This window comes from Cellulosimicrobium cellulans (genome assembly GCF_016907755.1).
Classification (GTDB): domain Bacteria; phylum Actinomycetota; class Actinomycetes; order Actinomycetales; family Cellulomonadaceae; genus Cellulosimicrobium; species Cellulosimicrobium cellulans_D.
The window spans coordinates 4,268,146-4,281,634 of sequence record NZ_JAFBCN010000001.1; the positions used below are offsets into that span (position 1 = coordinate 4,268,146).

The window sequence follows — 13,489 nt, forward strand, 5'->3', positions numbered from 1 at the left end:
GTGGGTCAGGAGACGGGCTCCGGTCCGTGCTCGCGCACCGGCGAGCCGTCGGGTCGGACCATGAGCGACAGCACGTACTCGGCGAGCGCGTGGAAGCTGCGGACCGCGGTCTCGTCGTCCTGCTCGACGAGCCACGCGATCTCGATGCCGTCGATGTACCCCGCGACGATGCGCGAGAGGAAGCCCATGTCCATCGAGTAGGTGACGTTCCCGCGCTCGGCGACGTTCTCGAGGAAGCCGCGGGTCATCGCCCACGTCTGCTCCAGGTGCGTGTGCGCGACGGACCGCAGCGCGCGGCTGCGCACGCCCGCCGTCGCGAACTCGAACGTGAGGAGGCGCATGTGGCGGCGCGGCGTCAGCCCGCTCCAGAGACCGTCGGCCGCGGCGTGCGCGAGCTCCACGACGTCGCCGTCGACGTCGAGGGCGGCGCGCACGGGCTCGGACGCGACGAGGGCGAGGCTGTTGCCCATCGCCTGGAGGAGCTCGTCCTTGTCCTCGAAGCAGTAGTGCACGACGCCGAGCGAGACGCCGGCCTCGGCCGCGACGCCACGGATCGTGACGGCCTCGACGCCCTCGCGGACGGCGATGGTCATCGCCGCGTCGACGAGCTGGGCCCGGCGTTCTTCGACGGACATTCGGTTCATGTGCGATTCATCCCATGTGTCGTTCTTGGGAAAGTCAAACACATCGATGCGCTCTCAGCGATCGTAGTGTCTGCTCGTGGGCCTGGCACCCGGGACGTCCGGAGGCGAGAATGGCGAGCCGAGCCCCTCGCACCCCCCGCTCCCGACGAAGGACGACAGTGCCCCGACCCCGCCACCCCCGCACCCTCCGGACCGCTGCGCCCGTCGTGGCCCTCGCGACCGGGATGCTCGCCCTCGCGGGCTGCGCCGGCCCCGCGGGTACCGGAGGCGGCGACGAGCCGGTCACGTACGACGTCCCCGACGTCCCCGTCCGCGTCACCGCGCCCCGGGGCTGGGAGCGTGTCACCCGCGACGGGGCGTTCGTGCTGCGCGCGCCGAGCGGGTCGGGCGCGGAGGACTTCCGGGCGAACGTCGTCGTGACGGGAAAGCAGTCCGCGTCGACCCTCGAGCAGGCCGGCGCCGCGACCACGGTGTCCGTCAGCGCGATCCCCGGCTGGCTCCTGGACGTCGACGGCCAGGGCCCGACCACCCTCGGCGAGCTCCCCGCCTTCCGGGTCGCGGGCACGTACGAGACGGCCGGGGCGGTCGTCGCGCAGGAGATCCTGGCGGTCCGGACCGGCGACGGGCCGGACGCCTGGGTCGTCGACCTCACGGCCTCGTACGCCGACGGTGACGCCGACGGCGCCGCGCAGGCGCGCGCCGTCCTCGAGAGCGTGCAGGTCGCCCCGGCGGGCTGAGGTCACGCGGGCGTCCCGACGGCGACGACGAGCGCCGTCGCGACGGCCGCGACGCCCTCCCCGCGGCCCGTGAGGCCGAGACCGTCGGTCGTCGTGGCCGTGAGCGTCACCGGGGCCCCCGCGGCGGCCCCGAGGGCCGCCTCCGCCTCGGCGCGGCGGGGCCCGAGACGCGGGCGGTTGCCGATGACCTGGACGGCCACGTTCCCGATCTCGAACCCGGCGGCCCGCACCCGGCGCGCCGCCTCGGCGAGCAGGCGCGACCCGCTCGCCCCCGCCCACTCGGGCGCGCTCGTGCCGAAGTTCGACCCCAGGTCACCGAGCCCGGTCGCCGAGAACAGCGCGTCCGCGGCGGCGTGCGCGGCGACGTCCGCGTCGGAGTGCCCGGCGAGGCCGCGCTCACCCGGCCAGAGCAGCCCGCCGAGCCACAGCTCCCGCTCCTCGCCCTCGGGGGCGAACGCGTGCACGTCGACGCCGACGCCGGTGCGCGGGAGCGGGTGCACGAGGGGTCGCCGCGGCGTGCCCTCGGCGTGCTCGGCGGGGGTCGTCATCTGTCCTCCCGGAGGGTCAGCGCCGCGACGCGCAGGTCGTGTGCGGTGGTGATCTTGGCCGCCGCGGCGTCCCCCGGCACGACGTGCACGGGAAGGCCCAGGGCCTCGACGAGCCCGGCGTCGTCGGTCGCGGCGGACGCCTCGTCGTCGGCGCGATGGGCCGCCGCCTGGTGCGCCCGGACGAGGAGCGACCGGTCGAACCCCTGCGGGGTCTGCACCGCGCGCAGGGCCGCCCGGTCCACCGTCTCGGCCACGGGCTCGGCGCGGGACGGGTCGCCCGCGCGCGCGGGCGTCACGCGCTTGATCGTGTCCGTGACGGGCAGGCCCGGCACGACGGCGCCGTGACCCGCTCGCACCGCGTCGACGACGCGGCGGACCAGCGCGGGTGGGGCGAGCGGTCGCGCCGCGTCGTGTACGAGCACGACGTCGACCGGCTCTCCGTCGCGCCCCTCGACCAGCCCGGCGCGCAGCCCGGCCGCCACGGACGCCTGACGCGTCCCTGCGCCCTCGACGACGCGCACGGGACGGTCCACAGCAGGATCGTCCCGGAGCAGCGCCGCGACGTGCTCCCGCAGGCCGGGCGGCGCCGTGACGACGATCGCGTCGACCGCGCCGGACGCGCACAGACGTCGTGCTGCCTGCACGACCAGCGGCAGGCCGTCGAGCTCGACGAGCGCCTTGGGCAGGTCGAGCCCGAGACGGGACCCGGAGCCCGCGGCGGTGAGGACGGCAAGAGTCGGCACGGGCACACGCTACCGGGCACGACGACGGGGAGGGCGCCGTCCGCACGGACGGCGCCCTCCCCGGAGGTCTGTCGCTCGGGCCGAGGCCCGGGACGTCAGGAGGCCAGCACCTCGTCGAGGATGGCCTCGGCCTTCTCCTCCTCGGTGTGCTCGGCCAGCGCGAGCTCCGAGACGAGGATCTGGCGCGCCTTCGAGAGCATGCGCTTCTCGCCGGCGGAGAGGCCACGGTCGGCGTCCCGGCGCGACAGGTCGCGCACGACCTCCGCGACCTTGATCACGTCGCCCGACGCCAGCTTCTCGAGGTTCGCCTTGTACCGACGCGACCAGTTGGTCGGCTCCTCGGTGTAGGGTGCACGCAGCACCTCGAAAACGCGGTCGAGACCCTCCTGGCCGACGACGTCACGCACGCCGACGAGGTCGACGTTCTCGGCTGGGACTTCGATGGTCAGATCGCCCTGCGCGACCTTGAGCTTGAGGTAGATCTTGTCCTCTCCGCGGATGGTGCGCGTCTTGATCTCCTCGATCAGTGCGGCTCCGTGGTGCGGGTAGACAACGGTCTCGCCTACTGTGAACGTCATCTGCAGATGTCCCCTTTCGCGGTGGTCCACCTTACCACGCGGAAGGGCGGAAATCCGAGCCCCTGCGCCCCTTGACAACCCGCATCTGACGGCATCTTCGCAGGTCAGAGCCGTGTCAGCGCGCCTCACGAACTCTGGCGGGAGGGCCACAGGGCCCCGGTGGCCGTCGCCGAGCGCCCCTGACGCCCGCAGGACGCCGCGTGACGCGGCTCACGCCCCCGTCCCGCGGCGCCGGTTCCGGCCGCCCCGCCCCGCCCGACGCACTAGGCTGGGCGCGGAATCCCGTCCCCCCTCTCGCAGCCCTGGAGTGCACGTGACCCGCATCCCGACCCCCCGAGCAGCGACCCGTGCGGCGTCCCGAGCGACCGGCCGCGCGCGCTACTGGGCCGTCCCCCTCGTGGTCGCGAGCGTGGCCGTCGCCTCCGCCTGCTCCCCCATCGAGACGAACCGCCCCTACTCGCCGTCGGACGGCCTGCGTGTCAACCTCACCGACGACCTGCGCGGCCTCAACCTCCTCGTCGTGAGCGCGGCCGAGGGCGACGCCGGCGCGCTCGTCGGGGCGTTCGCGAACGACACGACCGAGGACGTGGAGTTCGACGTCACGCCCGAGGGCGGCGACCCGGTGACCATCCCCGTCGCCGCCGGCGAGACCGTCTACCTCGGCACCGAGGACGGGTTCGACGCGCAGATCGGCCGCGTCGACGCGGCACCGGGCGGCGTGCTTCCCGTGACGGTCAGCGTGACCACGGGCGAGGAGCAGACCATGTCCCTGCCCGTCCTCGACGGCACCCTCGAGGAGTACGCCCACCTGCTGCCGTGACGTGCGACGGCCCGGGCCGGAAATGGGCTCGGGCCGTGTCACCGGCGACCGCTAGCCTTCGCGTGCCCGCCCTGGCCGTCGTGGTCGGGGCACGTCCACGAAGGAACCCCAGGTGACCCTGTCCCGTACCACCCGTCGGCCGCTCCTCCTCGTCGTGAGCGCCGTCGCCCTCGCCCTGACCGCGTCGGGCTGCGGCGCGATCCTCGACGAGATCACAGGGCCGTCCGAGGCCCAGCGCGACGAGCCCGGCGGCGAGGTGACCGAGGCGTCGGACGCCGACGTCTTCTCGATCCAGGTCGGCGACTGCATCGTCACCTCGAAGCTGCCCGACGGCGAGAACGTCGAGTCCGTGCCCGTCGTCCCGTGCTCCGAGCCGCACGACGCCGAGGTGTACGCCGAGACCGAGCTGCCCGAGGGCGACTACCCCGGCGACGAGGCCCTCCAGGCGAGCGCCGAGGACTTCTGCCTCGGCGAGTTCGAGAGCTTCGTCGGGCTGTCCTACGACGAGTCCGCCTACTACTTCTGGCCCTTCACCCCGCGCGAGGACGGCTGGAACACGATGGACGACCGCGTGGTCCAGTGCGTCCTCGACACCGACGGGACCGACGTCACGGGCACGCTCCAGGGCTCGGCGTCCTGACCCTCCCGCCCCGCGCACGACGGCGCCCCTCCCGGTCCGGGAGGGGCGCCGTCGTCGTCCGGCCGGGTCGGCCCGGCCTGTGGGGATCAGGTCACCCGAAGCGGCCGGAGATGTAGTCCTCTGTCGCCTGCTGGGTGGGCGAGGAGAACATCGTCGCGGTGTCGTCCATCTCGATGAGGCGCCCCGGCTTGCCGGTGCCCGCGATGTTGAAGAACGCCGTGCGGTCGCTCACACGTGCCGCCTGCTGCATGTTGTGCGTGACGATGACGATCGTGTACTCGTCCTTGAGCTCCGCGATGAGGTCCTCGATCGCGAGCGTGGAGATCGGGTCGAGCGCCGAGCAGGGCTCGTCCATGAGGAGCACCTGCGGCTTGACCGCGATGGCGCGCGCGATGCACAGGCGCTGCTGCTGGCCGCCGGAGAGGCCCGAGCCGGGACGGTCGAGGCGGTCCTTCACCTCGTTCCACAGGTTCGCGCCGCGCAGCGAGGTCTCGACGAGCTCCTCCGCCGCGGACTTCGAGATCCGCTTGTTGTTGAGCTTCACCCCGGCGAGGACGTTCTCCTTGATGGACATCGTCGGGAACGGGTTGGGCCGCTGGAAGACCATGCCGACCTGGCGGCGGACGGCGACCGGGTCGACGTCGTCCCCGTACAGGTCGACGCCCTCCATCGCGACCGTGCCCTCGACGCGCGCGCCGGGGATGACCTCGTGCATGCGGTTGAGGGTCCGCAGGAACGTCGACTTGCCGCAGCCGGACGGGCCGATGAAGGCCGTCACGGACTTGGGGTCGATCGTCATGCCGACGTCCTGCACGGCGAGGAAGTCGCCGTAGTAGATGTTGAGGTCCTTGACGTCGATGCGCTGTGCCATCGGAGCTGTCCTGTTCTAGCGGAGGGTCTTGGGGGCGAACCAGCGGGTGACGAGTCGCCCGACGAGGTTGAGCAGCATGACGATGAGGATCAGCGTCAGGGCGGCCGCCCAGGCCCGGTCGTAGTTGATGTCGGGGATGCACACGACGTCGGTGACGTTGCTGCAGGGCACCAGGCCCTGGCTGTACTGCCGGTACACGTACACCGGCAGGGTCATCATGCGGCCCTCGAAGAGGTTGCCGTTGATGGAGTCGACGACGCCCACGGTGATGAGGAGCGGCGCGGTCTCGCCGATGACGCGCGCGACGGCGAGCATGACGCCCGTCGTGATGCCGGCGATCGACGTCCGCAGCACGACGCGGACGACGGTGAGCCACTTGGGCACGCCGAGCGCGTAGGCCGCCTCGCGCAGCTCGTTGGGGACGAGCCGGAGCATCTCCTCGCACGAGCGCACGACCACGGGGATCATGAGGACGGACAGCGCGACGGAACCGACGATGCCCATGCGCACCCCAGGACCGAAGATCACGGCGAAGAGCGCGTAGGCGAAGAGGCCGGCGACGATCGACGGGATGCCCGTCATGACGTCGACGAAGAACGTCACCGCGCGGGCCAGCGGCCCGCGGCCGTACTCGACGAGGTAGATCGCGGCGAGCAGGCCGATCGGGACCGAGATCACCGCAGCGCCGAGCGTGATGAGCAGCGTGCCGAGGATCGCGTGGTAGATGCCGCCCGCGTCCATGCCGCCGAACACGCCGCGCATCGAGTGGGTCAGGAAGTAGACGTTGAACCGCTCCATGCCGTGCACGACGACGGTCCACGCGACGGACACGAGCGGCACCATCGCGAGGGCGAACGCGCCCCACATGAGGACCGTCATCGTGCGGTCCTTGCGGCGGCGGCCGGCGTCCGCGCCGCGCAGGAGCGCGCGCACCGACGCGGTGCGCTCCGGGTCGGGGGCGGAGGCCCCGCGCGCGGGGCTGGTGCTGAGGGCGCTCATCAGTTGGCTCCCGAGAAGTCCTTGCGCCGCGCGACGATCGCGCGGGCGCCCATGTTGACGAGCAGGGTGATGACGAACAGCGCGAGACCCGTCGCGATGAGGGTGCTCACCCCGAGCGGGTTGGCTTCGGGGAAGTCGGCCGCGATGTTCGCGGCGATGGTCTGCTGCTGGCCGGCCTGCAGGATCTTGAACGAGTAGAGGAGCCCCGGCGAGAGGATCATCAGCACGGCCATCGTCTCGCCGAGAGCGCGGCCGAGGCCGAGCATCGCGGCCGAGATGACGCCCGACCGGCCGAACGGGATCACGGCCGTGCGGATCATCTCCCAGCGCGTCGCGCCGAGCGCGAGCGCCGCCTCCTCGTGGAGCTTCGGCGTCTGGAGGAACACCTCGCGGCTCACGGCGGTGATGATCGGCAGGATCATCACGGCGAGCACGAGCGCGACGGTGAGCAGGACGCGGCCGGTCGGCGACGCCGGACCGGCGAAGAGCGGGAACCACCCCAGCGTGTCGGCGAGCCACGACCACACCGGCACCACGATCGGCGGGAGCACGAGCGAGCCCCACAGTCCGTACACGACGCTGGGGATCGCCGCGAGGAGGTCGACGACGTACCCCAGGGTCGACGCGAGCCGGCGCGGCGCGTAGTGCGAGATGAAGAGCGCGATGCCCATCGCGACCGGCATCGCGAGGAGGAGCGAGAGCGCCGCCGCGAGCAGCGTGCCGAAGATCAGCGGACCCACGAAGGACAGGAGCGACGCACCCTCCGGGAACCAGGACACCTCCTCGCCGAGGACGTCCCCGCCCGCGGTGAGCGCAGGCCACGCGCGCAGCACGAGGAAGATCGCGACCGCGGCGAGGACGGCGAGGATGAGACCTCCGGCGCCCGTCGCGGTCCAGCGGAACGCGCGGTTGACGCCGCGGTCGGTGTTCCGGGCCCGGCGGCGCGGGGCGCCCGCGCGAGGCGTCGGGCTCGGCGCGGGGCCCGGCGTCGTGGGTGGGGCTGTGGTGGTCACTCGTGCTCCCGGTGCATGCGGTCCTGCTGCGTGAGGTCTGGGTCGCGGGCGATCTCGCGGGTCAGGGGCGGCGGGGCTCGTAGGCCCCGCCGCCCCCTGGAACCCGGCGGTCGTCAGCCGGCGGCGCCGACCGTGATGGCCTCGATCGCCGCGTGGACGTCCGTGCGCAGGTCCTCCGAGATCGGCGCGTTGCCCGCGGCCGACGCGGAGGCCGACTGGCCCTCCTCGCTCGAGATGTACGTGAGGAACGCCTTGACGAGGTCGCCCGTCGCCTCGTCCTCGTAGTTCAGGCACGCGACCGCGTAGGAGACGAGCACCAGCGGGTAGGCGCCGGCCTCGGTCGTCGTGCGGTCGAGCTCGACCGCGATGTCGTGGTCGTGGCGGCCCTCGACGCGCGGCGACGCGTCGACGACCTTGGCCGCGGCCTCGGGCGAGTACGCGACCCACTCCTCGCCGACCTTGATCTTCGCGGTGCCGAGGTCGCCGGCCTTCGAGGCGTCGGCGTAGCCGATCGTGCCCTCGCCGCCCTGGACCGTCTGCACGACGCCGGAGGTGCCCTGCGCGGACTCCCCGCCCTGCGTCGGCCAGTCGCCGCTCGGCTCGTGGCCCCACGCGTCGCCCGCCGTCGCGGCGAGGTACTCGGTGAAGTTCTCGGTCGTGCCCGACTCGTCGGAGCGGTGGACCGGCGTGATCGCGACGTCCGGGAGCGTCGCGTCGGGGTTGTCGGCGGCGATCTCCGGGGCGTTCCACTGCGTGATGGTGCCGTTGAAGATGCCCGCGATCGTGGCCGGCGCGAGGTTGAGCTCCGCGACGTCCGGCAGGTTGTAGATGATGGCGATCGGGCTGACGTAGACCGGGAGGTCGATCGCGCCGTCGGGGCCGCACACGGCCTGCGACTGCGTGATCTCCTCCTCCTTGAGCACCGCGTCGGAGCCGGCGAACGCGACGCCGCCCTCGAGGAACTGGGTGCGGCCACCGCCGGACCCGACCGGGTCGTAGTTCACGGTGACGTCGGGGTTCGCGCTCTGGAACCCGGCGCGCCACGCCTCCATGGCGGACTCCTGCGAGCTGGCGCCCGCACCGTTGAGCTCACCGCTGAGGTCGCTCGCGGTCTCGGACGAGCCCTCGGAGGAACCGTCGGTGGCGCCGTCGGCGCTGCCGACGGGGTCGTCGGACCCGCAGGCGGCGAGGGTCAGCGCGAGCGCACCGATCGCGACGGCGGATCCAGCACGGGAGAATCGGCTGAGCTTCACTCTTCGTTCCATCCTGTTCAAGCGTCTCGTGGCACCAGCGAGCGCCGGTGACGATCCCGACGCTAAGAGCGTCGGGTGACGCGTTCCCCGAGAGCGGGTGAACGAGGGATGAACAGTGCACAGACCTTCCGTGCCACGTTCCCGGCCGGGTCTGCCGGTGCCGGGCTGGGCCTCCGTGCCGCACGACGACGGCCCCGGCGCGTCCGTGAGGGACGCGCCGGAGCCGTTCGTGCGCTGCGCCGGAGAGGTCAGGCCTGGCCGACGCCGTCCGCGATCTTGTAGCCGAGACCACGGACCGTGAGGAGGTAGCGCGGGCTCGCGGGCTCGGGCTCGATCTTCGACCGGATGCGCTTCACGTGGACGTCGAGCGTCTTGGTGTCGCCCACGTAGTCCGTGCCCCAGACCCGGTCGATGAGCTGCCCGCGCGTGAGCACGCGCCCGGCGTTGCGCAGGAGCAGCTCGAGGAGCTCGAACTCCTTGAGCGGGAACGGCACGACCTGGCCGTCGACGCTCACCGTGTGCCGCTCGACGTCCATGCGCACCGGACCGACCTCCAGCGCGCTCTCCGCGACGACCTCGCCCCCGTTCTCGCCGCCCTTGCGGCGCAGCACGGCGCGCACGCGCGCGAGCAGCTCGCGGAACGAGTAGGGCTTCGTCACGTAGTCGTCGGCGCCCAGCTCGAGGCCCACGACCTTGTCGATCTCCGAGTCCTTCGCCGTGAGCATGATGACGGGCACGTCGCCGCGCTGCCGCAGCTCGCGGCACACCTCGGTGCCGCTGAGCCCGGGGAGCATGAGGTCGAGCAGGACCAGGTCCGCCCCGTCCGCGTCGAACCGCTCCAGCGCCTCGGTGCCCGTCGCCGCCTCGACGACGTCGAAGCCCTCGCGTCGCAGCTGGTACGTCAGCGGGTCGCGGTACGACTCCTCGTCCTCCACCACCAGGATGCGCGTCACGCGCCTACCTCCTTGTTCTGTACGTCCTCGTCCCGCGCGGAAGCCTGCGCGGCCCGCCGCCCGTCGTGCTGCACGGTGCCGGGGTCCGTCCCGGCCGTGCCCTCGTCCCCCGCCGCGTCGTGGGTCGTGCCCGACGGCGCGGCGTGCGCCTGCCCGGTCGGCACGTCCGCCGCGGGGATCCGGAGCGTGAAGGTCGAGCCGCGTCCCGGCTCGGACCACATGGTGACCTCGCCACCGTGGTCGGCCGCGACGTGCTTGACGATGCTCAGGCCGAGGCCCGTCCCGCCGGTGTCGCGCGAGCGCGCGGGGTCCACCCGGTAGAACCGCTCGAACACGCGAGCCTGCTCGTCGGCCGAGATCCCGATGCCCTGGTCGACGACCGCGATCTCGACCAGGTCGTCCGCGAGCGAGACACCGACCCCGACGCGCGTGTTCTCGCCCGAGTAGGCGACCGCGTTGTCGAGGAGGTTGCGCACCGCGGTGACGAGCAGGTTGTGGTCCCCGTACACGGCGGCGTCGAGCTCTCCCCCGGTCGTGAGCGTGATGCCCTTGCCCTGCGCCGTCGTGCGCGCGCGGTCCACCGCCTCCTCGACCACGCCCCGCACCGGGACCACCGTGACCTCCTGGAGCGCGCCCGCGACCTGGAGCCGCGAGAGCTCGATGATCTCCTGCACGAGCGCGGACAGGCGCGTCGCCTCCGACTGCATGCGCGCGGAGAACCGCCGCACGGCCACCGGGTCGTCGGCCGCGTCCTGCACGGTCTCGGCAAGCAGCGCGAGCGCCCCGACCGGCGTCTTCAGCTCGTGGGACACGTTCACGACGAAGTCGCGCCGGATCGCCTCGACGCGGCGCGCCTCCGTCCGGTCCTCCGCGAGCACGAGCACGTGGTGCGGGCCCACCTGGGCGACCCGGACCTGGAGCATGACCGTGCCCCGGCCGACCGGACCCCGCGGGAGCTCGAGCTCCTCGTCACGGATCACGCCATCCCGGCGCACGTCGTCGATCATGTCGCGGATCGCCGCGTGCGCGATCGCGTCGCCACGGACCACGCCGAGCGCGTACGCAGGCGGGCTGGCGCGCACGACCTCGGCCTCCTCGTCGAGCACGACCGCGGCGGAGCGCAGCACGGCGAGCACCCGGACCAGACCTTCGTCGAGCTCGGGCGCCGGCTCCGCCCGCGCGGCACGCTGCTGACGCTCGCTCACGCGGAACGCGATGGCCGCGATCACGCCGACGACGACGCCCACGACGCCGGCGGCCAGCACGGTCGCGCCCTCGATGAGACTCTCGGCTTGCACACGTCCAGCCTACGGTCGCGTGCACGCCCGACCGGTCGATCCGGTGCCCCGCGGGCGCGAGCCGCCAAGAGTTCACCTGGCGGCGCCCTGGAGTTCACCGCCCGGTCGACCGCGCCTGCGAGCGTGACAGGAGCCGACGGCGTGCCCGGGCGCCGCACGGCGCGCCGGGGCGCACGCCGTCACGGACCGGACGGACCGGTCACGACGAGAGGGAAGCGATGCGGGAGATCTTCGAGGCCGAGCTGAAGCAGGTCGGCGACGACCTGGCCGAGATGAGCCGGCTGGTGGAGTCGGCCGTCAACCGCGCGGGACAGGCGCTCCTCACGGCGGACCTGCAGCTCGCGCAGTCGGTCATCGGCGACGATCACACGATCGACGCCCTCGAGCGCGAGCTCGACGAGCGCTGCGTGCTCCTCCTCGCGCAGCAGCAGCCCGTCGCGACCGACCTGCGGGTCGTGGTGAGCGCGCTGCGCATGAGCGCCACCCTGGAGCGCATGGGCGACCTGGCGCGCCACATCGCGCAGGTCGCGCGCGGCCGGTACCCGGCCCGGGCGATCGAGCCGTCGCTGCACCGCACGTTCGAGCAGATGCACGACGCCGCCGTGCGTGTGGCCCGCCGCACGACGACGCTCCTCACGACGCGCGACCTCACCGTCGCCGCGAACATCGAGCGCGACGACGACCTGCTCGACAAGCTCCACCAGGACACCTTCACCGCGCTGCTCGACGGCACGTGGACCGGCACCCCCCAGGAGACGGTCGACGTCACCCTCGTGGGCCGCTACTACGAGCGCTTCGGCGACCACGGCGTCTCCATCGCCAAGCGCGTGACGTACCTCGTGACCGGCGACTTCGCCGACGACCGCGGCACCCCCGCCGGCTCCGCCCGCGCCACCGCCTGACGACCGGGCGGACCCTGGCCCGCGAGGTAGAACCTCCGGTCTCGAGGTAGAGGCCTGCGGGTTCTACCTCGAGACCGGAGGTTCTACCTCGCGCGACCGCGGTTGTACCGCGCGCACGCAGAGACGGCCGTGGCCCGTCCGGATGTCCGGACGGGCCACGGCCGTCTGTGCGGGGTGGGCGGTCAGCGGCCCTGGTTGGCGACCGCGGCGGCGGCCTCGGCGGCGGCCTCGGGGTCGAGGTAGCGGCCGCCCTTGGTGATCGGCTTCAGGTCCTCGTCGAGCTCGTAGAGCAGCGGGATGCCGGTCGGGATGTTGAGCGCGGCGATGTCCTCGTCGGAGATGCCGTCGAGGTGCTTGACGATCGCGCGCAGCGAGTTGCCGTGCGCCGCGACGAGGACGGTCTTGCCCGCCTTCAGGTCCGGGACGACCTCGCCGTCCCAGTACGGCAGCGCGCGCTCGAGCACGTCCTTGAGGCACTCGGTGCGCACGACGGGGGCGTCGGCGTAGCGCGGGTCCGCGTCCTGGGAGAACTCGGAGCCGAGCTCGATCTCCGGCGGCGGGACATCGTACGAGCGGCGCCAGAGCATGAACTGCTCCTCGCCGAACTCGTCGAGCGTCTGCTTCTTGTTCTTGCCCTGCAGCGCGCCGTAGTGGCGCTCGTTGAGGCGCCACGACCGCTTCACGGGGATCCAGTGACGGTCCGCGGCGTCGAGCGACAGGTTCGCCGTCGTGATGGCCCGACGCAGGAGCGAGGTGTGCACGACGTCGGGCAGGACGCCGGCCTCGGTGAGGAGCTGACCGCCGCGCTTCGCCTCCTCGGTCCCCTTCTCCGACAGGGCGACGTCCACCCAGCCGGTGAACAGGTTCTTGGCGTTCCATTCGCTCTCGCCGTGGCGGAGCAGCACGAGGGTGTAGGTCATGGGTTCCATCCTGCCGCACGGCCCGGCGCACGGGCACCCGCGTCCCACGTGGTGGTGACCGTCGCCGTCGGGCGTGGGACGAAGGTCCGGGAATCCGACGGGCGGCGCGCACGTTGCCCGGACATGCCGATCGACGGAGAGTACGCCCCCAGCCCGAGCGCCTGGTCCCGCAAGCAGGCCGAGTCCTACGAGTCGTCCGGAGGGACGCGCAGCACGACCCTGAACGGGATGCCGGTGGTCGTGCTCACCACCCTCGGGCGCCGCAGCGGGAAGGTCCGCAAGACGCCGCTCATGCGGGTCGAGCACGACGGCGCGTACGCCGTCGTGGCGTCGCTCGGCGGCGCGCCGCAGCACCCGGTCTGGTACCACAACGTCCTCGCGCACCCGCAGGTCGAGCTCCAGGACGAGGCCGAGCGCCACGACTACGTGGCGCGCGAGGTCCACGGCGAGGAGAAGGCGCTCTGGTGGGAGCGCGCCGTCGCCGCCTACCCGCCGTACGCGGACTACCAGCAGAAGACGTCGCGCGAGATCCCCGTCCTGGTCCTGGAGCGCTCCGCGCCGGACGCCTGA

The 13,489-nt window shown here is 72.8% G+C and carries 16 protein-coding genes; 5 read left to right on the forward strand and 11 right to left on the reverse strand.

All coding sequences use genetic code 11. The features are described 5' to 3' along the window. Positions 1–5 precede the first annotated feature (5 nt). Positions 6–644, reverse strand: coding sequence for a TetR/AcrR family transcriptional regulator (locus JOE63_RS18405; RefSeq protein WP_087469838.1), 639 nt, complete (start codon positions 642–644; stop codon positions 6–8). A gap of 158 nt (positions 645–802) precedes the next feature. On the opposite strand from JOE63_RS18405, the gene JOE63_RS18410 reads away from it, so the two are divergent. Then, complete coding sequence (locus tag JOE63_RS18410) at positions 803–1,381, forward strand: LpqN/LpqT family lipoprotein (protein WP_204542943.1); 579 nt, start codon at positions 803–805, stop codon at positions 1,379–1,381. Positions 1,382–1,383: 2 nt separating this feature from the next. On the opposite strand, the gene ispF is transcribed toward JOE63_RS18410, so the two are convergent. The 3 genes from ispF to JOE63_RS18425 form a co-directional block, all read right to left on the reverse strand. Continuing rightward, the gene (ispF, locus tag JOE63_RS18415; protein WP_087469840.1) at positions 1,384–1,929 is read right to left on the reverse strand and encodes a 2-C-methyl-D-erythritol 2,4-cyclodiphosphate synthase; all 546 of its coding nucleotides are present in this window, start codon (positions 1,927–1,929) and stop codon (positions 1,384–1,386) included. Further along, entirely contained in the window at positions 1,926–2,672 is a 747-nt protein-coding gene (ispD, locus tag JOE63_RS18420) for a 2-C-methyl-D-erythritol 4-phosphate cytidylyltransferase (protein ID WP_204542944.1), read from the reverse strand. Before ispD ends, ispF begins: the two co-directional genes overlap by 4 nt. 95 nt (positions 2,673–2,767) lie before the next feature. Next, entirely contained in the window at positions 2,768–3,250 is a 483-nt protein-coding gene (locus tag JOE63_RS18425) for a CarD family transcriptional regulator (RefSeq protein WP_024841917.1), read from the reverse strand. Between the two features lie 313 nt (positions 3,251–3,563). Between JOE63_RS18425 and JOE63_RS18430 the strand changes: the two genes are divergently transcribed. Further along, positions 3,564–4,070: a hypothetical protein gene (locus tag JOE63_RS18430; protein ID WP_157759471.1), complete on the forward strand. Its 507-nt coding sequence runs from the start codon at positions 3,564–3,566 to the stop codon at positions 4,068–4,070. Positions 4,071–4,182: 112 nt separating this feature from the next. After that, a complete protein-coding gene (locus tag JOE63_RS18435; protein ID WP_204542945.1) occupies positions 4,183–4,710 on the forward strand; it encodes a septum formation family protein in 528 nt (175 codons plus the stop codon). Positions 4,711–4,801: 91 nt separating this feature from the next. Here JOE63_RS18435 and pstB read toward each other — a convergent pair whose 3' ends face one another. The 6 genes from pstB to JOE63_RS18465 form a co-directional block, all read right to left on the reverse strand. After that, complete coding sequence (pstB, locus tag JOE63_RS18440) at positions 4,802–5,581, reverse strand: phosphate ABC transporter ATP-binding protein PstB (protein WP_087469843.1); 780 nt, start codon at positions 5,579–5,581, stop codon at positions 4,802–4,804. 15 nt (positions 5,582–5,596) lie between these two features. Continuing rightward, the gene (pstA, locus tag JOE63_RS18445; protein WP_204542946.1) at positions 5,597–6,580 is read right to left on the reverse strand and encodes a phosphate ABC transporter permease PstA; all 984 of its coding nucleotides are present in this window, start codon (positions 6,578–6,580) and stop codon (positions 5,597–5,599) included. Further along, positions 6,580–7,593: a phosphate ABC transporter permease subunit PstC gene (pstC, locus tag JOE63_RS18450; protein ID WP_204542947.1), complete on the reverse strand. Its 1,014-nt coding sequence runs from the start codon at positions 7,591–7,593 to the stop codon at positions 6,580–6,582. The genes pstA and pstC overlap by 1 nt, the downstream gene beginning before the upstream one ends. A gap of 113 nt (positions 7,594–7,706) precedes the next feature. Further along, entirely contained in the window at positions 7,707–8,846 is a 1,140-nt protein-coding gene (gene pstS, locus JOE63_RS18455) for a phosphate ABC transporter substrate-binding protein PstS (protein ID WP_244286256.1), read from the reverse strand. 248 nt (positions 8,847–9,094) lie between these two features. Beyond that, complete coding sequence (locus tag JOE63_RS18460) at positions 9,095–9,799, reverse strand: response regulator transcription factor (protein ID WP_087469847.1); 705 nt, start codon at positions 9,797–9,799, stop codon at positions 9,095–9,097. Beyond that, positions 9,796–11,097 carry a sensor histidine kinase gene (locus JOE63_RS18465; RefSeq protein ID WP_244286257.1) on the reverse strand — a complete coding sequence of 434 codons (1,302 nt, stop codon included), beginning with the start codon at positions 11,095–11,097 and terminating at the stop codon, positions 9,796–9,798. Before JOE63_RS18465 ends, JOE63_RS18460 begins: the two co-directional genes overlap by 4 nt. 218 nt (positions 11,098–11,315) lie before the next feature. On the opposite strand from JOE63_RS18465, the gene phoU reads away from it, so the two are divergent. Continuing rightward, on the forward strand, positions 11,316–11,999 hold the full coding sequence (gene phoU, locus JOE63_RS18470) for a phosphate signaling complex protein PhoU (RefSeq protein WP_087469848.1): 684 nt from the start codon (positions 11,316–11,318) through the stop codon (positions 11,997–11,999). 182 nt (positions 12,000–12,181) lie between these two features. On the opposite strand, the gene JOE63_RS18475 is transcribed toward phoU, so the two are convergent. Then, positions 12,182–12,919 carry a phosphoglyceromutase gene (locus JOE63_RS18475; RefSeq protein WP_087469849.1) on the reverse strand — a complete coding sequence of 246 codons (738 nt, stop codon included), beginning with the start codon at positions 12,917–12,919 and terminating at the stop codon, positions 12,182–12,184. A gap of 123 nt (positions 12,920–13,042) precedes the next feature. On the opposite strand from JOE63_RS18475, the gene JOE63_RS18480 reads away from it, so the two are divergent. Further along, the gene (locus JOE63_RS18480) at positions 13,043–13,489 is read left to right on the forward strand and encodes a nitroreductase family deazaflavin-dependent oxidoreductase (RefSeq protein ID WP_087469850.1); all 447 of its coding nucleotides are present in this window, start codon (positions 13,043–13,045) and stop codon (positions 13,487–13,489) included.

Coding starts and splice junctions, on each gene's coding strand:
- pstB (WP_087469843.1), bottom strand. CDS start 5,581: ATGGCACAGCGCATCGACGTCAAGGACCTCAACATCTACTACGGCGAC.
- ispF (WP_087469840.1), bottom strand. CDS start 1,929: ATGACGACCCCCGCCGAGCACGCCGAGGGCACGCCGCGGCGACCCCTC.
- JOE63_RS18475 (WP_087469849.1), bottom strand. CDS start 12,919: ATGACCTACACCCTCGTGCTGCTCCGCCACGGCGAGAGCGAATGGAAC.
- JOE63_RS18480 (WP_087469850.1), top strand. CDS start 13,043: ATGCCGATCGACGGAGAGTACGCCCCCAGCCCGAGCGCCTGGTCCCGC.
- JOE63_RS18425 (WP_024841917.1), bottom strand. CDS start 3,250: ATGACGTTCACAGTAGGCGAGACCGTTGTCTACCCGCACCACGGAGCC.
- phoU (WP_087469848.1), top strand. CDS start 11,316: ATGCGGGAGATCTTCGAGGCCGAGCTGAAGCAGGTCGGCGACGACCTG.
- pstA (WP_204542946.1), bottom strand. CDS start 6,580: ATGAGCGCCCTCAGCACCAGCCCCGCGCGCGGGGCCTCCGCCCCCGAC.
- JOE63_RS18405 (WP_087469838.1), bottom strand. CDS start 644: ATGAACCGAATGTCCGTCGAAGAACGCCGGGCCCAGCTCGTCGACGCG.